This is a genomic window from Alicyclobacillus cycloheptanicus (assembly GCF_028751525.1).
Classification (GTDB): Bacteria; Bacillota; Bacilli; order Alicyclobacillales; family Alicyclobacillaceae; genus Alicyclobacillus_L; species Alicyclobacillus_L cycloheptanicus.
Genome location: NZ_CP067097.1, coordinates 1382082 through 1401193, shown reverse-complemented (window position 1 = coordinate 1401193; position 19112 = coordinate 1382082). Strand labels below are relative to the sequence as shown.

The following is a 19112-nucleotide window of genomic DNA, read 5'->3' as shown; positions in this document are numbered from 1 at the left end:
ACTAGGGTCCTCACGCCCAGCAGAACTCCGCATACGCACATTGACGACATACGGGGATCCGCTTTGGCGGCGGTGGTAAGGGCTGTGACATCAGGGTTTGAATTTCCTTCACCGTATTTTGAATTTCACACATCTCCGAGGGTCCTAACGTCACCCGTACCACGCGTCTCTCCTCCGGAAAATGCAGTTCCCCTACCGCCTCCACGCCATCTTCATGCAATTGGAGGAGGTAGTACAACAGTTGCATCCGGGCTGACACTTCATGGCGGGAGCTTTTCTTAACTTCATACACCACCCACTGGCCATCCCGACGCACAAGCCTGTCCATCTTTCCTGCTGCGGTGGTCACCTCACGTGCAAAGCGAACATACGACTCCTCATGAATCAGACGACCGATGCGAATGTTGTCATCTTCTTCGTCGGGCGTCAGTTGCCGCGACATCAACCAGGCCTCGCGCGGGCAGACATGGTAGTACCACACCAGCGTGCCGGTGACGTGTACTTCATCTGGAACTGTGTCTGCCACCAAAATCACCCCTCGTCTTTCAAAGCATGAGCGCTACGTCTTCGGGATGATACGCTAACCCCGTCATCGGGTCATAATAGGCGTGATCACCGCCAACCCCAGGTAGATACCAAAGCCCATCCACGTCCTCATCCGCTGGCTTGGCGCCGAGCGCGAGTGCCCGTTTCCGATGCACTGATAGGATATACCCGTGAAATTCGGCCTTGCGACGGAGATAATTCTCCTGACGACGACGCCAATCCGGTTCTCTCCGTACATCGTCCTGATACCACGCCCACAGCTCCGCCGCAGTATCATTGCATTCCACAAACAGGTTCACATATGATGGATACTCCGTAATCAGTTGAAAATCGCACACAGCAAGACGCTCGTGATTTCCACCAGGGGCAAAATTCAACTCGGAGACCGCTTGCCAGATTTGCGAGCTATCTCCTGAAGAAATCTGTTCTGAAAGCGCTTGAAAGTAATCCGTAACCAGTCTGGGAAGTTCCGCCTCGCGAATCATACCTCGCTGTTCATCTTCCACATACTTTCGCAGCGTACGCATCGTGGCCTCAGCTTTAAATCGTTTGTACACAACCTCCATGGAGGGACGTCTGCCTGACTCCGGCTGCAATTGAAAGACTCGAACCGCTCCTCGTCGACCCCGTGTGTTGTTTCGATTGCAACGTCCAGCCGATTGCACGACCGCATCCAACGGTGCCAGTTCGCGGTAAACCACGTGTACGTCCAAATCAACCCCGGCTTCCACCACCTGCGTGGCCACAATCAACACCGGTTGGGTGGTCGCCCTTAATGAGTCCACTCGCTCTCTGCGCATCACCGGTACGACGTTGCCAGACAAGTACGACATGTACGCATTTGCACCACCCAAGCGTTGCTGCAAGCGTTGAAAAACCTCGATGGACGTGTGAATCGTATTAAAGATAAGGAGATAGGACTGCTGCGGATCGTACTCGTCCAAAAATGCGTCGACAAACGCGTCGATCGAAAGTGGGAACAAATCAACATGTAGATCGACCCTGTCTAGCGCCGTAAACCGCTGTGCCACTTCCTTCTCATCTCCAGCCAGTTCCACCGCCTCGGCGGTCAGGAAGCGCGGTTGAGTTGCCGTCATCAAAATCACCTGGACATTGCTGGTACGAGCCGCTAATTCAAGTACCTTCCCTATCAATGGCCAGTATTCTGCTGGCAAGCTCTGGACCTCGTCCAAAATGAGAATGGCGTTGGTCAAACGGTGGAAGCGCTTGAGTGCGCGATTGCGATAACCCAGCAGCGTGTCGAAAAGCTGAACATAGGTCGTGACGATGAACTCGCTGTCCCACGCTTCCTGCAACATCAACGCCTCATCCACCGGCCGCTCGACACCATCCCGCTGTGCCTGAACAGGCGCGAGGTGATGATGCACCAATAAATATTGGGACTCATTATTCGTAAATCCGTCCACTGCGGACAGAACGCTGCGCAGTACGCCCGCATTCTGATCGATAATGCTGGTGAACGGCATCGCGTAAATGATACGGGGCGCCATACGGCCTTGCTCCACCGCATGTCTGCGCAACTGCATCGCCGCAGCCAGCGCCGACAGGGTTTTACCGCTCCCGGTCGGTGCCGTGAGGGTGAACAACCGGGCACGGGCATGTGCCGAAGCCCGTTCAGTGACTTGCTCATACAGGCCCCGTCGTACATTTGCCATGGATGAATCGGCAGAAAAATTCCGGTGTACGTAATCGTCCACAATCCGCGTGGGAACCGCCGGGCGTTGCCCACTCTCCAATTGCGCTGCATCACGCTTGTCCGCGTCGATCAACGCGGAAAAACAACCGAGCAGACGGATATACTGGATGTGACCTTCTCGCTCGGCAGTGCGTCGGTAGACGCGCGCATCCTTGACCAGTTGGTCAAAGGTCTGCCACCATCCGTACTGCAAGAACGCAGCGACGTTCGGCTGCCAGTCTGGTGGAAGCCAGTCCTGTACAACGCTTGCCGCTTCAAGCAACGCTTGCTCGACGATCGCCAAACGCGGCGTTAAATCCTGAATCTGCTGACTCGTCCTATCCAACGGATCTGCCAATGCATTCGAAATCGCGAGTGGATCCGGACCGCGCATGAACTGACGACCCACGTCCAAATCGAGGTTCAGGAAGTCCCCATGGTGATGCTTCACTGCCAAATAAATCAGGAGTGGGTCCCATGCAGACAGCCACGCATGTTCTTTCTGTGCACGATACGCCGTAAAAGCTGCGTACAGCGCTGAAATGAACGCGTGTTGTTGAAGTCCCTTGGGATGTGGCATGCCGGTTTGCAAATAGGATTGAAAATAAGACGTGAATTTTCCGAAATCATGGGTCAGCCCCGCCAGAGCCCCCAGTCGCTGCAACGTTTCATCGCCGGAGACCAATGCTGCACGAGCAGCACTGGCCACGGCTTGAAGATGTGTAGCGAGAAGAGTCGTAGAAACCACGTTGCCGTCCGCATCCCGCCGAATGTGAGAAAGCACACTCATCGTGCCGAACCACCATCCTCCGCAAAAGCAACCATTTCACTCTCTTGATTCTCATAGGTCAGTCGCCACGCCTGACACCGCAGCCGGACTGGCAGCGGTTGTCCCTTGCGCTCGACCAGAAACTCCCGGTTCCACCCGCGGCTTCGGCCAGGGCCAAAACTGTACGGCATCAAATCCTTGATGACCTGTACCCCCGTCCCGAACGGGTCGACAACATCCGTCCACCCCAGCACATCCTCCATCAAACAGGGCGTCATCAACGAGAGATCCACTCCTGGTGGTATGCGTTCCAGCTGATGAGCCGCAAGCACTTCCACCAGTCGGATTGAAGCGAGCATCGGCGCTGTGCCAAGGGATATCGGATATGCCGGCATCTGTGCCGCCACTCTCCCAGCCAAGGTTTCCATGACTGCTTGGTCTGCATGAGAGAAGTACACACGATACACCAACTGCTCCGACGCCACTTCCGGTACCACCAGTTCTGTAGGTACCTGCGTGTGACCGCTTCCCCCCGATACCTCCGAGGGGGATTTCACAAACAGGTTGTTCATGGTCTGTATCACCGTGCGTACGGGAGTGCGCAATGACGCCGTCAGTCTCGCTTGTGTCGGACCCAGATGCTCGTAGTACGTGTCCCGCTCAAGCCCCAAAATGGCGGCCACGATTCCGCTGAGTGTTGTTCTTGGCGGCAAGAGATAGGTCAAGGACGACGAGTTCGTGTGGATTTTTCGGAAATGTGCCATCCTGCCGCTGAGCTCAAAAACGACCATGCCGCCTGCTTGTATTGTCATTGTGATCCCGCTTTCAACCCAGTCTCAACCGGAACCACCAGTCCTGCGGCGGCTGAATCGATGACATCGGCCAATCGCACGGACTCCGCACCATACCAGACACGAAAATCCGGATGCTGCCACAGATGCACTGCCGCGATTCGCGCCCTGGCTTCTGTAATCCGGGCCACCAACCGATCCACCCGCAGCCGAACGTCAGCAGTACTGCGCAGATTCTCCTTCTCGTCGAGATCCAACAGTTCCCGCCAATCCCCGAGCACCGTGCGGTCATCTACATATTCCACACGCATGTACAGGCGTGGAAACTGACCGATTTTGCTGCGTGTGGTCTGCAGTGGAATCGCCTCTACCAACGCTTGGTCCAGCCAAGCCAAGTCGGACTCCGTCAAGCGGCTGATCTCCGCTCGTTTACCGCTGACCACTCCCGCAAACGTGAGCAGAGAATAGTAGACACGATAGTCTTTCCCAAAAGTACCTTGGTTCTTCTCATCCTGGGAACTGAATCGAGAACTGATGGTATACGAATTCACGAGGTCCACGTGATTCAGAGAGTATCCCCAGGTGAATTGCACCGGCCCTGTCACTTGAATTGAAGAACCAGCGCCGCCTCCCTCCCCTTTGATCGGCATGGTTGCGCCAAACAGCCGGATGTCCATGAGTTGATCAAGAATCTCAGGCAAATCCTTGACCGTCGGCTTTTTCCCGCCCAGTACAGTCTGCAGCCGCTTGTCCGCGGTCACGACTTCTCCCTGACGTGGCTGTGCTACATACAGTTCGTGTCCGGCATCCTGAAGGTAATCACGTATGTAGCGTTTGAGCCGGACGTCACTCACCAGATTGCGTCGCGACTGGTAATCCATGCGCGGGCGGTTTTCGTCGTCTGGATCACCATTGGGGTTTGCCAATTGAGCATCATAAAGAAACAGCAGTTCACTATTGTTCATGTTTACGCTTCCTCCCTTTGTACATCATTATTTGGTGTATAAAGCGCTGCAGACGGTTCGTCCGTAGACAGGGTTTCCTTGTTCCGCTTACCAAAAAATTGTCTTCGACGAAATGCAAGTCCAGACAAGATATAGAACACAGCTTCTTCATCGGTCAATCGGTGCTCCGGCTTCCAACGCGGAGGATTCGTTTCTAGCACCTGTGCAAAGGCAAGATGCATACGGAACAATACATTGGATTCCTTCGGCCAATTGAATAGCTTATACTGCTGGAACGCTTCCTCAACCTTTCCCACCAATCGAATGATGTCACTTGCATTCATACCCCGATAATTGATTTTTTCCAACACAGGCATCGAATCTAGACGATTGTTCCGCTGCGCGTTGGCCACGCTGGCAATTGCGGCACCCAACCAGAATAGCGCCTCTTGCGCTGGGCGATAGCCTACTTCCTGCAGAAACGCGTCTCCATCCAGTGGCGTATCTCTTTCCACATCGATTCCCTCCCGTTTGAAAGGCGCCCCCGCCAATTGCCCCAGTTCTTGAAGCATGGATAATATCACGTTGGCCAGAAGCACGTCATTTGTTAATTGTGATAATTCATATCCTGCGCGCGGCGCCGACACATTCGTGGCCGCATATCGACCAAATCGATGAATTTGAATCAATCGGCAGAATGATTCCATCAACGTTCGGTACGATATGGCTTGTCCAGTCAACAACGCATCAAACAACTGCAGCATACGCCGATACTCTTGTGCACGATTGGTCTGTGTCACGGGAATCAGTCGGTACAACGCCCGGAAGTCAGGAACCCAATACTTGGACTCTGATGCGGGGATCCCAAGCAAATCTACGGCCACCCGCCCATAGCGCCGGAAGGTTCGGCGCAGCAAGTCAAACCGCGCCTTGGGCACATCTCGAACCAAGTTGTACAAGCGAAGCTCCGCGTTGTTCCACACGTGGAACAACAAATTCACCGCATATCCCAGATTCGAAAACTCCTCCCGAATCTGTTCCATTTCATCTTCCAACGTGGCGACGCTTTCAAAGTTGAGCACCGATTGGACAGTCCGCTGCACGATGTTGCCCCACTCTCGCACGTTGACGTCTTCCACAGCCCCGAAGATCTCGGGAATCACATAAAATCGCAGGTGCCCAACACGGGTACGCATTTGCCCATGGACAAAAGCTTCCGCCGCCAGCAGCGCCTGATAACAGTTTTGGCAGAGCACGAGATTGCGATGGAACCGCTTTTTATCCACACCGCTGGCAAAGGAAATTTTGTCTGTGTTGTAGTACTTGAACTTCATCCTCGTAAAGTTCGGCGTGACCAACGCCTCGGCTCCACAGGCGGAACACACGCCCTGTGTAGCCTCGTCGAACACCCCCTGAACCCGGTCGCGCAACACCAATTGACGATAATCCGGGTGGTCAGCCACCCGCTGCCCGTTGATACAGAACGTCCATAGAGGGATACGATTCGCCGTCAGTTGAGCTGCCTTCATCACTGCTTTCTCCAAATTTGGAACGAAGGACTTTCCCCGAATGCTGCCCTCTGATTCCACTCGGCAAGAGGCAGCTAACTCCTCCCAGTCTTCCGACGGGAGAGCGCCCAGTTGTACAACATCCAGCACATATCGGTAGCGTTCTTCTGAACCTGGCTGCGGTCCAAGGTCTACGGCGAATTGCGCCAACACGTCGCCAACCTCCACTTTTAGCGCAGCATTGTCCGGCAACATCCGGTAAAGATTCACCAAGGTTTGAGACAAGAGATAACCGAGCGAATTGGTTGTGGCTGTCCACTGCGGACTGTTTGGCCCCGCCGCGTTGCCAACCCATAGCCACTCCTGCGCAATCTGTTCCCGATCACTTTCCCGACACTCTTGGGTCCGAAACTCCAACCTACAGGCTTCGGTATCCAAGTTGACGAAGACCGCATACGGCTCCTTTCCGGAAACGTTTGGCATCGGCTGAATCAAACTTTGGAGGAGATTTTCGTCCCCTTCACCACGTGCTAACATGCGTCCCAAGTTCACCATGGCATCCAGCATCCCACTCACCTCCCTCGCGCGAAAAAGTCGAATAACCCGAAACCATCCGAGTTTTTCATGCAAAGCCCCGCATTCCAAGCCAACGCCAACATTTTCGGCGTCCCCTGAACGCGAAAGTTCCCATCCCATGCATGAACGGGCGTATCGCGAAACAGTACAATGCGCTCCTTCATGTGTGCCTGATCGACCGGAATCAAGTCAAACGCCGCATCAGCCTCCGTAACCTCCAGACCCAGCGCAGAGGCTTTGAGGAGCAGATTTTTCCTCATCAGTTCTGTGAACTCCGGTGTGCCTGGCGAGTAGTACTGAGTGTACTTGCGGCCGTTCGGCAAGTTGAGAGTACGGTAAACCGTAATCGGCGACATCAGACGAATCTGCCCCTGCGTGACGGTCCCTGAATATCTTTCCAGACTCGCCGTCCGCACCTGCACCTCCGTACCGTGCAGCGAAATCCGACCCGCCTTGAGCAATGTCATCGACAGATCGTAGATCACTTGATCCACAGCACTGGAGACTACCCATCGCACTGGCCCCTGAAACGTGATGGTCTTTTCCTTACTATCGATTTCATACTCCCCCATCAACCGCGAGAACGTGAACAACTTGACAGGTTTGCTCCCGACGCGGTGCAGCCCGTGGTCATGCAACTGGTCACGCATGCGGTTATCGCTGAGATGGCGATATAACACGCCGTGGAGCGCAGCATTGTAGTGCATCGGTAACCGCAGCGCCCCCTTAGGTGCAAATTCCAACACGACACGCATGGTTTCACCTCCTCCAAATTGAATGAAGTAACTGTACTCTGATTATATGGAATCATTTCGTGGCATGCAACACCTAATTAATACTTTTTGATGCGTCGTGACTTTTATCTTCCATTGGAACCCCCGCGAAACCGTGCTAAGATACATCTCACAGTCTCCCTTCAAGGACTCGAAACATTAGTTGTTGTTTGCCAGCACGCAACATGTATCAATAGTCTGCCTTTGAGGGCTCGTTTACGAACAAACAATTTCAAGCAAGAAATTCTACATTGGCCAATGACTTCCTGCCTTTTGTTCGGGAATTGTGACAAATTTTGCGTTTGCCCGCTGGCTGACGCCCAAGCGTCGCTGCATACCCTCGAGGCTGCAGGAGAGAGAAGACTCATTTATCATCCGTCACCAGGGCAAATCGAGATGGATGTCGTCATGAAATCGCCGTCCGCCGTTCGAAACCGCCGCGCCGTGTTGACCAGGCAGCGGCTGATCCACGACAGCAGCACCCGCCGCTGCTCAACCGACAAAGCATCGAGATCGGACAGATGGAAACTGCCATGCTCGGCAAACTTCCCCGGTTACTTGCCGTGCGGACGTACGACAGAGGAGGCTGTGAGGAACGCTCGTGAGGCCATAGCACTTCATTTGTATGGCATGGAGCAAGACGGTGATCCGATATATGTATTTAGGAGAGCGGTAGTAGGGATTGGGTCTTCAGGCTTCATCCCCATCAAGTAGATCTCAGCCGGCGTGTGATATCTGAGCGATTGATGTGGTCGCTCGTGATTGTGCTTTTGTATGAATGTTCTGATGGATTCCCTCGCCTCCCTTGCTGTGGTGTACTCTTTTGTGTACACTTCCTGGTACTTCAGCATTCGCCAGGACCGCTCGATGAAAATGTTATCCACAGCCCTGTTCTTTCCGTCCATGCTGTTTCGTACCTCGGATTCCTTGAGCATGCTTGTGTACTGAGGCTGATGAAGTGGCTACCTTGGTCGCTGTTCCAGATCTCCGGCCTGGTGTGGTTCAAAGCCGTCTGCGCAATCTCAAGCGCCTGGTCAAGTTCCCAACTCACGATGTAGCGTGAATACCAGTCAATGACGGCCACCAAGTACATCCATCCGTGTTTTAGCCGAACATACGTGATGTCGATTGACCAGTTGTGATTCGGGCGGCTGGCCATTACGCCCGTTAGCAGGTACGGATAAATCTTGTGAGCCAGATTCCGCTTGCTCAGGTTCGGTCCAGGACTGACGCCAGCAATCCCCATGTCCCTCATGCAGCGCACCACGCGCTTGCGGTTGATGACCAGCCTTCCCGCCGTAGAATCGCTGTAATGTAACGGCTGCCTGAAACCGGGCGCTCTGTGTATATCTCGTCAATGCGACGATGCAGGCGGAGCTCTTCGTATGAGATGCCCGCGGGCTTGTAGTAAAGGCTTGTCCGGTTCAGGCTGAGCAACTCCGCCTGTCTGGAGACCGAGAGCTCGTCACTGTCGTGATCAACCATGGAGACGCGTTGAGCCTTAGTTCGGTTTGATGCCAGATTTTTTTGAGCCACTCAACCTCGGTGGTTAAGCGACCAATTTTCGCATAGAGTTCGGACGTTTCCTTTTCATGCTCCTTCTGCACGGCAGCGCTGTTTTTCTTGCCCTCGTCCTCGAAGGCGCTGGACAAGTTCTCCACAGCAGTGTTGTCCACCGATGGAGCATCGTGGCGTGTACGCCATACTCTGATGAAAGTTGGGCGATGGTCTTCTCCTCTTTGAGAAGCTCCAGGACGACTTGTGCTTTGAATGATGCAGTGTAGTGTTTTCTCATAGCCATATTGTAGCTTAACCGGTCCCTTTTCAGTTGTCTTGAATCCCGGGACCACTATAGTCTCTGAGCGCTATGAACAGGGAGCGATGATCATCACATCCAATACAAGTTTCACCAACTGGGGGACCATGTTTGGCGACCAAGTGCTGGCATCTGCTCTCCTTGACCGATTGCTTCACCACGCGACAACGGTCAACATACGCGGAAACAGCTACCGAATGAAGGACAAACTCAAGGCGGGCGTAACCCATGCCCTGCAAGAGGAGGTGAAAGACTAACCGAACATATGTCCGGGGAATTTTAAGCGATGGTTTTGAGGAAATCCAAACCGGTGTTTTTGGGGAAATCAACCCGATTTTTGTGAGGAATTAAATCCGTTGTTGACACTGATGTCAATTCATTGTACGACTCAGGATCAAAAAATGTCCAAACACACCCATTGTGACCACAGTTTCTGTATCCGTGGTCGTCCTAAATATCTCAAATATACCATACGATCTAGTGGTTGTATCAGATTTCAAGGCAAGGGCCTCTTGCGGGTATTGCTTATTTATCCAACGAACAAAATCAGATTGCTTAGGTTTCGAAGCAACTGCAAAAACTACAACTAAAATCACCAGAATCCCCAGAATCAATAGAACAAAACCTGACCTTTTAATTTCAGCCATCCCCATTCCCGGTCACGAAAGCATTAGCGTAACCCTGGACATTTATAACCACGTCTTAGAGTCAATGCAAGATGAGGCTGCCGAAACGTTTGATACCATTTTGTCCGTCTCGGTTCCCACACTTGAAAACCCATATGGGCAACATATGGGCACGAACCTCCAATAAACAAAAGTGCGTGATTCTCAAAACCTTGAGAATCACGCACTACATAACGATTCTCTGGCGCACCCGGAGGGACTCGAACCCCCGCAAGACGCGGTTTAGGAAACCACCGCTCTATCCGACTGAGCTACGGGTGCATGTTTTGGCTCTGCTTCCGCGTGTCAACCCTCTGCGGGTCATTTGTCATCCGTCAGAAGCCGTCGTGTTACGCTCCATTATACCGAACCACGGCCCTCTGAAGCAAAGGAAACTTCTCCTGTTGGCCGCAGCAGCCGCGCTGCAGCCCCCGCCCCAACGCAATCGCTCCACCACACCCGCTCCGCCTTTCAGCCTGCGGCCCACCCCTCACCACACGAGCTGATTCGTCGGCTCCGCCAGGTCCGCCAGGGATGATTCCTGTTGGCGGGGTGACAGGACTGTGATCTCCATGGGTTCGCCGATTTGCACGGCCTCTGTTGGCGGCAGGTTCACTTCCATCGTACCGGATGCCTGCCATGGGGGGCGAACAGACAGGGTGACTTGCTGGCGGCCTTCGTGCCAGGTGACGTCTTCGACGACGACGGGGATGGGGGTGCCGAGGCCGGGTTTATGGCCCATCACGACTCTGTCCGGATGCATCCACAGCGATGCGCCGTCTGGTGCTTCAATCCTCGACGTGTACCCCACCAAGGCTGCGGCACGCCATGAAGCTGGCTGCTCAATCAGTTCGCGTGGGGAGCCGACCTGAAGGATTTTGCCTTGGTCCATCAGGGCGATGTGGTCGGCGAGCCGCTGCGCTTCGGTGAACTGGTGCGTGACAAGAATGATGGTCATCGAGAACCGGGCGCGTACCTCTCGGATGAGGTCCTGTAAGGATCTCCGGGAGAGCCAATCGAGCGCGGAAAACGGCTCATCGAGCAACAGAACATTGGGTTTGGTGGCGAGGGCGCGCGCGAGCGCAACGCGCTGTGACATGCCCCCGGACAGGCGGCTGGGATGGGTGCGGAGCTCCTGCTGGAGGCCAGTGGCTTCGATGATGGTCGTGATCCACGCTCGGTCGACATCGCGCCGCGTCCCATACAGGATGTTTTGCTCGACGGTCAAGTGGGGAAACAGGCGGGCGGACTGCTCCATGTACGCGATGTTCCGGCGCCAGGGCGGGCAGGAAATGCGGGGATGTTTGCTGGTGTCGATGAGGACACGGCCGTTCACCGCGAGATAGGCGCTTTGGCAGCCTGTCTCAAAGCCTGCAATCACCGACAGGATGCTGGACTTGCCGGACCCGGACGGGCCGAACAGGCACAGGGTAGAACCTGTTTCGACGGTCAGCTCCTGGATGGAAATCGTGAATGGTTTGCGCGGGAGTTCAAGACTCAGCTGCAGCATGCTGGTTTCGCCTCCAAAGGACTGTGGCCAACGGCAATGGCAACGCGGTGACAAGCAGCAACAGGGCTAATGGCAGGGCCACGGGCAGTCCCTGTTCTTCTAAGGCCACCCAAATACTGACGGGCAGGGTATGCGGGTTGTAGGCGACCACGATGATGGCGCCGTAGGCACCAATGGCCCGTGCGAACGCCATCGTCAGCCCGACGGTGACGCCCGGCATCGCAAGCGGCAGGGTGACCCGCCAAAAGGTTCTGCCGGGCGGTACGCCAAGGGAGTAAGAGAGTCGTTCGTACCCCGGATCGACCTGACGAAGCGCACCTTGCACGGAGAAAATGTAATACGGGATGGCTTCGTAAACTTGGGCGATGACCACAGCCAGCGCTGTATTCAGAACGGCGATATGCCAGTGCGCTAGCGCCCCGCCAATGAATCCATAGGGTCCGTAAAAGTACACGAGCAGCAAGCCAATCACCAGCGGCGGCATGAGCAGGGGGATGAGCAGCAGGTATTCAACCAACTTCCACAGCCGGCTCTTCCCCCGCGCCAGCAGCCACCCAATCGGTGTACCGACCACCAGCACAATGAGCATGGTGATGAGCGTTGTCTCCAGCGACAAGCGCCAGGGCTCACCGCCGTATGTTGTCCAAATCCCCCACAGACCTGGCCACGAGACGTGCAGCAGCAGCGCGATGACTGGCAGCAGCAAAAAACTCGTGGCAGCCAAGGCTGCGAGAATCAAAATGGTGGTAGAAAAAATCCTCATGACCAACCCAGCTATCCTGTAATCTCCTGCTCGATGGACTGCGGAATATCCGACTTGTTGCCCCACACTTGAAACGGTGTGATGGTATAACCCATTTTACGATAGATGGCGAGCCCTTGCTTGGACAAGGCGAACTTGATGAATGCAGTGCCTGCGGATTGATCGGGCGTGCCTTTGATGCCGGTGACGTAGATTTCGATGGGAGAACCGGTCACGGTCGAGCCGTCAGACAGTTTCAGGCTCTCCGAGGCGTACAGCTTCGCATCGGCTGGATTGCCCATGTTGATGGTGTCCGGCAGCTTGATATAGGGCAGATGCTGCTGAATCGCCTGTGGCAAGTACGCGCTCGACGCGTCCATCTCTCCGGCCTGCAGGCGGGACAGAATGTCCGTCTCCTGATAGACCTGCTGGGAATTGTCGAGCGACCCGAGAATCTTGTTGGCCGTCCCCGCGGGCAGATTGAACTGCTTTTCGGCCAGATGCAGCATCATGACAAAGTACTGTCCCTGCGGGTCTTGATTCGGGTCGGTTCTGCCCAAATGGAAGTTGGGCTGCTCCATCAACGTGAACAAGTCCTTGAGGGGCTTGGTTCCGTTGGCGATTTGCTCGAGCTGACTGGCGTACGGGGACTGCTTGGAGTAGACGATGACGAGCGGTGAACTGGCGAAACCGATGGCCCAGTCGGCTTTATCGGTGCCCACCTTCTCAATCGGGCCAGTGCCAATGCTGTCAAACACATTCGGCGTGATTTGTCCGGACTTGATGAGGTTCGCGACCGCGTCCGCGCCCTGGCCGTACCCTTTATAGGCCAATCCCGTCGCCTTTTCGAACGCTGGCGCGACGTACTGGTCATTGGTCAGTTGGAGGGAACCTGCATAGGCGACGTCCGCCGTGCCTTTTGCACCCGCGGTCGTCCCCGTCGAATTCGCAGAGGTCGTGTTGGCTGAATTGGCGGTCCCGTTGCTGGTGGTTCCGCATCCGGCCAGGGCCAAACAGGCTGCAATACCAATCGAAGCAAGAAACAGTGATTTTTTGGGCAAGTTACACACTCTCTTTCGTTTTCATCGTGTCGATGGGATGTGGTTCATTTCCCCGGTTTTCGTCACATCGTACGGACCAAAGTGTGCCAGGTCCCAGCGGAACACATCCGATGCGAGGTAGTCGAGCAGTCGCTGGACACCCGGGTTGTTAAAGTTGGACTCGAGAATCCACAGGTGGCACGCTTCTTCCTGAATCGGGATGAAGTCGAGATCCATCGTATACGCCGCACTGGCCGTGGCGATCCCGACGTCAGCCGCGCCCGCTTCCACGGCCATCGCAACCTGGGCATGTCCGGCAACGGTCCACTCGTATTGGGATACGGCAGCCGGGTCGACCCCGAACGCCTGCAGCCGCTCGTCCAGGAGCTTGCGCGCGCCGGCGCCGATGGGGCGGTTGACCAGGCGGATGCGGCCGTCTGCCAGGTCATGCGCATCCGCAAACCCGCAGGGGTTGCCGCGTTTGACCACCCATCCGAGTTCCGCGTTTGCGAGGTGAATCCGGTAGCAAGGTTCCTCCATGCGCCACAGGTCCTGTGCGTCCACGGCGGTGTGAGGTGCCAGATGGGCCGCCGTGTGGGTTGCGGCAATGTGAATTGCGCCTTGCCGGAGCCATTGCATCGCGGTCGCATTATTGCCCGATTTCCAATACGCTTGCGCCTCGGATGAGGCGCTGGTCGCATAGGACGTCAACAAGCCCAGCGACGGGTCACAGCCGCACACCACGGTCCACGAAGCGGGCTGATTGTGTCCGTACCCGGCCAGCTCGACCCTGTCATCGTCCAGGCGTCTGGAGACAATCTGCACCTGCTGGGCAGTCGGGATGGGCTGTCCAAGCTCAAGCCTGACCGGGTGCGCGATACGCCGCCCCCCGATGTCCGTCGTGATGACACGGTCCCCTGGCGCCAGGTCCGAAGCGCCGGCAAACGCCACATTGGTTTGCGCGTCCGTCTGCTCAGCAAACACGTCCTCCACGCTGACCCCAAACACCTTGGCCAACCGCAGGGCAATGAGCGTGCTGGGGATGACATCGCCCGATTCGATGGCATGAATCGTTTGCCTGGAAACCTGGATGCGCTCCGCCAGCTCAGCCTGTGACATCCCTGCGCGGCGGCGCAAGGAGCGAACTCGGTTTTCTAACAAGCGTTCACCCCCTTCTGAATGAATTGTAAAGTAAAATAGACTTAAATGTAAACTATAATTGTCACTATAAAATATTTTTTCTTGTCATCGCATGAAAACAGCCAACCCGAGGGTTGGCTGTTCTGTACGATCAGTTGTTTGTTCTGCGCTTCCCGAGCGCCATCAGGTCACCGGGCGGCGGCAGCTGCACGCGGGCCAGCGCGATGCGGAGAAATCCGTCGTAACACTTCAACTGGCGCACCGTCATCGAAATCCCCAGCGGGCTGAGCAGCGATGGCAGGTGGACCTTCAGCGCCTGCTGCAGGACGCCAATGCCGGCCGGGGCGTCTTTGACCGCTTCGCGGAGCTGGCGTTCGACAATTCCGGGCGGGATCTGCACAAGTTTGTGGGCGGTGATGTCGATGGATACCTCGCCTTCTTCGGTGCAGGAGGGGACGGCGACAAAGTCCACGCTCCACACCATCAGCTTGATGCGTCCGCGGATGCCGTCTTCGGTGATGGTGTCGAACATGATTTTGTCCTCCACCGAAAAGTCACGAACAAGTTCAGTCAGGTCCTGCGCTGTCAAATCAAGGGTGAGGTGAGATAGGCGCACAAGCGGCCTCCTTCGGGATGGACTCCGTCCATGGGTTTCCACAAACGGTTCGCAATCAGCTCACAAGCCGTACACGAGCCGTTCACTGCCAATCGCGATCGGCCCAACGCAGCCCCGCCGCCGGCCGTCACTGTCCAGTCGTTTCGCTGGCACCCGCGTCTGTGCTATGGGTCGATCGCGCCCGTTTCCGCAGGTGCTGCTGCGACTTGACGGCCATGAAGACGAGCATGCCGAGGCCGATGACAATCAGACAGACGGAGATGATGGTCGCGGCGATGCTCGGCAGCTGACCGACGATGAGGCCGGTCAGCACGGCCATGCCGCTGATGAACATCGACCGGCCAAACGCGATTTTGTTGAGCGCCCGCCGCTGAATCACGATGCACCAGATGATGCCCGCAATGGCAACAATCCACGCGATGGCTTGCAGAATGGTCACCATCATGGGGCGGTCAGCACCTCCACCCCCATATAAGGGACGAGGGCCTTCGGCAGCTTGACCGTGCCATCGGGCTGCTGGCCGTTCTCGAGAATCGCGGCGACGGTGCGGCCAATCGCCAAACCGGACCCATTCAGTGTATGCACAAACTCCGGCTTTGCGCCTTCCTCCCGGCGGAAGCGCAGGCCCGCGCGGCGGGACTGGAAGTCCTCGAAGTTGGACACGGAACTGATTTCCCGGTAGGTCCGCTGGGCGGGCAGCCAGACTTCCAGGTCGTACTTCTTGGTCTCCTTGGCACCCAGGTCGCCCGCGCAAATGTCGAGCACCCGGTACGGAAGCTCCAGCGCCTCCAGGATGCTGGCGCAGTCGCGCAGCAGGTTCTCCAGCGCCTCGTAACTCTCCTCCGGCTTCACGAGGTTCACCAGCTCGACTTTCTGGAACTGGTGCAGGCGAATCAGGCCGCGCGTGTCTTTCCCGGCCGATCCCGCCTCTGACCGGAAGCAGGCGCTGTATCCGGCGAACTTGACGGGGAGCATCGACGCGTCGAGAATCTCTTCGCGGTAGTAGTTGGTCAGCGGCACTTCCGCCGTCGGGATGAGGTAGTACGGCAGCCCCTCCAGCTTGAACATGTCCTCCGCGAACTTCGGCAGCTGCCCGGTGCCGACGAAGCTGTCCTCGTTCGCGATGAACGATGGAAACATCTCCGTGTACCCGTTTTTCTCCGTGTGCCAGTCGAGCATGAAGCTCGCCAGGGCGCGCTCCAGCTTGGCGCCCAGGCCTTTGTAAATCACGAAGCGCGAGCCCGTGACTTTCGCCGCCCGCTCAAAGTCGACGATGCCAAGGTCTTGGGCGATGTCCCAGTGCGGCTTCGGCTCAAAGTCAAACTCGGGCACCTGGCCGTGGAAGCGCAGCGGCACGTTGTCCTCCTCGCCCGCGCCGTCTGGGACGGATTCGTGGGGAGGAATCGGGATCGCGAGGAGCAACTCGTTCACCTGCTGCTCCCGGACGCGGACTTCCTCGTCGAGCGACTTGATTTGCTCGGAGACAGTGCGCATCTCGGCGATGTCAGCGTCGGCGTTCTCGCCCTGCTTCTTCTTCCGGGCAATCGCTTCGGACGCTTTGTTGCGCACCGCCTTCAGCCGTTCGACTTCCGCCAGCCCGGCGCGCCAGGCTTCATCGGCCCCCAGCAGTTCGTCGATGAGCTTCGGGTCCGCGTGCTTGCGGCGGAGTCCGGCGCGAAACCTTTCTGGATTGCTGCGTACCGCCCGTAAATCCAACATGAACCTCGCACAACCTTTCTCGGCTTCGTATCGTTCAACCCGCGGGCTGCTTCGTCCGCGCCTCGACCAACTGCAGGAAGTACCGGTGGATGCGGTCGTCCGCCGTCAGTTCCGGGTGGAAGGAAAAGGCGAGCAGGTGCCCCTGCTGCACGCCGACGACGCGATTTTCATACTTGGCGAGCACAGTCACGTCCGGCCCCACATCGCGGATGTGCGGCGCGCGGATGAACACGGCCGGAAACGGCGCTTCGCCAATGGCCGGAATGTCGAGGTCGGTCTCAAAGCTCTCGCGCTGGCGGCCAAACGAATTTCGGTCGACCTCCACATCCATGACGGCCAGATGCGGCTCGTCGCCGTTCGCAATCCGCTTCGCCAGCACAATCATGCCCGCGCAGGTGCCCATCATCGGGATGCCGTTTGCGGCCATCTCGCGGATGGGCGCAATCAGGTCATACTCCCGCATCAGTCTGCCGATGGCGGTGCTCTCACCGCCAGGAATGACGATGCCATCCAATCCTTCGAGGTGTTCCTTCTTCTTTACATAGACGGTCTGTGCGCCAAGGTTCTGGAGCATCTGTTCGTGCTCCCGAAAAGCGCCCTGGACCGCTAACACGCCGATTTTCATGATGCATGCCCCAATTCTCTTCGAGAGTGGTAAATGTCACAGTGCCGAGGCACCATGGCGCGTGCGCAGGAAGCCCTGTGCATGGTGCGCAGGATGCGCACTGCGCGCCGAAATTGCACAAACGGCCGCCGAAAGGGCGGCCGCGTATCTCTTTAAACCACAGTGGCCGGTCGGCCGCAACGTTTCCGCCGCAGCAGACGCGCCGTCTGCCGGGCCAAAACGGATTACCAGCCGCGCGCCGCCATGCGCTCTTCATCGCGCAGCGTGTTCAAATCGATGCCCTTCATCGGGGTACCGAGGCCCTTGGACAATTCACGCAGCAGTTCGTAATCCTGGTAGTGTGTGGTGGCCTGCACAATCGCGCGTGCAAACTTCTCCGGGTTCTCGGACTTGAAAATACCCGACCCGACAAACACACCATCAGCACCCAGTTCCATCATGAGGGCCGCGTCCGCCGGCGTCGCAACGCCGCCCGCGGCGAAGTTCACCACCGGGAGCTTGCCAAGCCGCTTCACTTCGAGCAGCAGTTCATACGGCGCGCCCAGGTTCTTGGACTCTGCCACCAGCTCGTCTTCGGACATGTTTTGCACTTTGCGAATCTGCGCTTGCATGGTCCGCATGTGCTTCACGGCCTCCACGATGTTGCCAGTGCCAGGTTCGCCCTTGGTGCGAATCATCGAGGCACCCTCTGCAATGCGGCGCAGGGCCTCGCCGAGGTCACGCGCACCGCACACAAACGGGACCGTGAATGCCTTCTTGTTGATGTGGAACTTGTCATCCGCCGGCGTCAGGACTTCGCTTTCGTCGATGTAGTCAATGCCGAGCGTTTCCAGAATCCGTGCTTCCACAATGTGACCAATGCGGCACTTCGCCATCACAGGGATGGACACCGCTTTGACGACCTCTTCCACAATGGTCGGGTCGGCCATCCGCGCGACACCGCCCGCGGCACGAATATCAGACGGGACGCGTTCCAGCGCCATGACGGCGCTCGCACCCGCAGCTTCTGCAATTTTTGCCTGTTCAGGCGTCACGACGTCCATGATGACGCCGCCCTTTTGCATTTCCGCCATGCCACGCTTCACAACTTCTGTTCCCAGTTTTGCCATTTCCGTTTCTCCCCTCTATTTGACGCTGCGTCGGTGATGCGCAGGTTGTAAAATCCCCGTCATGTCCCTGATGTCCTGAATTTCGTTACGACTCCTGCTGATTCCGTGCTTCCCTCATTTTGCGCAAATATCGCTTGGTCATGAAAAAACCACCCATGATGAACAAGAGGGCCAGGACTGCGTTCAAGATTAGTGAGCCAATCGCGATCCACGACAAGCACACCCCCACCTTCCTGAAACACACTAGTACCATTATCGCATGAGTCCGCGGTATTTGAAAGCCATTGGGGCGAGATTCGTTCCTGCGCTGTGACAGCGTCCAGACGTCCAATTTCCGTGATCATTTTCCGCTGCACTGAATCGTAAAACAGAACGTGATGGCACGGAGGAGGCATGCGGGAATCCGTGCTGCGGGACGGTCAGAAATACGACCGCATCATGATGAGCATCCTGCGAACGGAATACCAGCAGTAGCGCTCAAAGAAGGAGCTCAGCCGGACGGCTTGGCTCCTTCTTGTTATGGTATG

16 protein-coding genes, 1 tRNA gene and 2 pseudogenes are annotated in these 19112 nt (G+C 56.5%); 1 reads left to right on the top strand and 18 read right to left on the bottom strand.

What is annotated here, in order from left to right:
* Nucleotides 1–10 precede the first annotated feature (10 nt).
* From cas4 to JI721_RS06385, 7 genes and pseudogenes are all read right to left on the bottom strand, one after another.
* On the bottom strand, nucleotides 11–526 hold the full coding sequence (gene cas4, locus JI721_RS06415; RefSeq protein ID WP_274457226.1) for a CRISPR-associated protein Cas4: 516 nt from the start codon (nucleotides 524–526) through the stop codon (nucleotides 11–13).
* 19 nt (nucleotides 527–545) lie between these two features.
* Complete coding sequence (gene cas3 / locus JI721_RS06410) at nucleotides 546–3032, bottom strand: CRISPR-associated helicase Cas3' (RefSeq protein ID WP_274457225.1); 2487 nt, start codon at nucleotides 3030–3032, stop codon at nucleotides 546–548.
* Nucleotides 3029–3823, bottom strand: a complete 795-nt coding sequence (gene cas5 / locus JI721_RS06405) for a CRISPR-associated protein Cas5 (RefSeq protein ID WP_274457224.1) — start codon at nucleotides 3821–3823, stop codon at nucleotides 3029–3031. Before cas5 ends, cas3 begins: the two co-directional genes overlap by 4 nt.
* Nucleotides 3820–4767, bottom strand: a complete 948-nt coding sequence (gene cas7b / locus JI721_RS06400) for a type I-B CRISPR-associated protein Cas7/Csh2 (protein WP_274457223.1) — start codon at nucleotides 4765–4767, stop codon at nucleotides 3820–3822. Before cas7b ends, cas5 begins: the two co-directional genes overlap by 4 nt.
* A gap of 2 nt (nucleotides 4768–4769) precedes the next feature.
* Nucleotides 4770–6821 carry a type I-B CRISPR-associated protein Cas8b/Csh1 gene (gene cas8b / locus JI721_RS06395; RefSeq protein ID WP_274457222.1) on the bottom strand — a complete coding sequence of 684 codons (2052 nt, stop codon included), beginning with the start codon at nucleotides 6819–6821 and terminating at the stop codon, nucleotides 4770–4772.
* Nucleotides 6822–6826: 5 nt separating this feature from the next.
* Complete coding sequence (cas6, locus tag JI721_RS06390) at nucleotides 6827–7585, bottom strand: CRISPR-associated endoribonuclease Cas6 (protein ID WP_274457221.1); 759 nt, start codon at nucleotides 7583–7585, stop codon at nucleotides 6827–6829.
* Between the two features lie 728 nt (nucleotides 7586–8313).
* Nucleotides 8314–9398, bottom strand: a pseudogene (locus JI721_RS06385) (IS3 family transposase); the annotation flags it as partial.
* Nucleotides 9399–9454: 56 nt separating this feature from the next.
* On the opposite strand from JI721_RS06385, the pseudogene JI721_RS06380 reads away from it, so the two are divergent.
* Nucleotides 9455–9676 (top strand): annotated as a pseudogene (locus JI721_RS06380) (ATP-binding protein); the annotation flags it as partial.
* A gap of 611 nt (nucleotides 9677–10287) precedes the next feature.
* Here the strand turns inward: JI721_RS06380 and JI721_RS06375 are convergent.
* The 11 genes from JI721_RS06375 to JI721_RS06325 all read right to left on the bottom strand — a co-directional run bounded on the left by JI721_RS06375 (nucleotide 10288) and on the right by JI721_RS06325 (nucleotide 18802).
* Nucleotides 10288–10366, bottom strand: a tRNA-Arg gene (locus JI721_RS06375).
* Between the two features lie 208 nt (nucleotides 10367–10574).
* The gene (locus JI721_RS06370) at nucleotides 10575–11594 is read right to left on the bottom strand and encodes an ABC transporter ATP-binding protein (protein ID WP_274457220.1); all 1020 of its coding nucleotides are present in this window, start codon (nucleotides 11592–11594) and stop codon (nucleotides 10575–10577) included.
* Nucleotides 11575–12357: an ABC transporter permease subunit gene (locus tag JI721_RS06365; protein WP_274457219.1), complete on the bottom strand. Its 783-nt coding sequence runs from the start codon at nucleotides 12355–12357 to the stop codon at nucleotides 11575–11577. The genes JI721_RS06370 and JI721_RS06365 overlap by 20 nt, the downstream gene beginning before the upstream one ends.
* Before the next feature lie 11 nt (nucleotides 12358–12368).
* Nucleotides 12369–13397 carry an extracellular solute-binding protein gene (locus JI721_RS06360; protein ID WP_274457218.1) on the bottom strand — a complete coding sequence of 343 codons (1029 nt, stop codon included), beginning with the start codon at nucleotides 13395–13397 and terminating at the stop codon, nucleotides 12369–12371.
* Nucleotides 13398–13418: 21 nt separating this feature from the next.
* Nucleotides 13419–14537: a substrate-binding domain-containing protein gene (locus JI721_RS06355; RefSeq protein WP_274457217.1), complete on the bottom strand. Its 1119-nt coding sequence runs from the start codon at nucleotides 14535–14537 to the stop codon at nucleotides 13419–13421.
* Nucleotides 14538–14667: 130 nt separating this feature from the next.
* On the bottom strand, nucleotides 14668–15132 hold the full coding sequence (locus tag JI721_RS06350; RefSeq protein WP_274457216.1) for a hypothetical protein: 465 nt from the start codon (nucleotides 15130–15132) through the stop codon (nucleotides 14668–14670).
* Between the two features lie 127 nt (nucleotides 15133–15259).
* Nucleotides 15260–15577: a hypothetical protein gene (locus JI721_RS06345; protein WP_274457215.1), complete on the bottom strand. Its 318-nt coding sequence runs from the start codon at nucleotides 15575–15577 to the stop codon at nucleotides 15260–15262.
* On the bottom strand, nucleotides 15574–16851 hold the full coding sequence (gene serS, locus JI721_RS06340; RefSeq protein ID WP_274457214.1) for a serine--tRNA ligase: 1278 nt from the start codon (nucleotides 16849–16851) through the stop codon (nucleotides 15574–15576). The genes JI721_RS06345 and serS overlap by 4 nt, the downstream gene beginning before the upstream one ends.
* A 34-nt stretch (nucleotides 16852–16885) precedes the next feature.
* A complete protein-coding gene (gene pdxT, locus JI721_RS06335; RefSeq protein WP_274457213.1) occupies nucleotides 16886–17476 on the bottom strand; it encodes a pyridoxal 5'-phosphate synthase glutaminase subunit PdxT in 591 nt (196 codons plus the stop codon).
* A gap of 224 nt (nucleotides 17477–17700) precedes the next feature.
* Nucleotides 17701–18585 (bottom strand): pyridoxal 5'-phosphate synthase lyase subunit PdxS, encoded by an 885-nt coding sequence (pdxS, locus tag JI721_RS06330; protein ID WP_274457212.1) that lies wholly within the window; start codon nucleotides 18583–18585, stop codon nucleotides 17701–17703.
* 85 nt (nucleotides 18586–18670) lie between these two features.
* Entirely contained in the window at nucleotides 18671–18802 is a 132-nt protein-coding gene (locus JI721_RS06325) for a hypothetical protein (protein WP_274457211.1), read from the bottom strand.
* Between the last annotated feature and the right edge of the window lie 310 nt (nucleotides 18803–19112).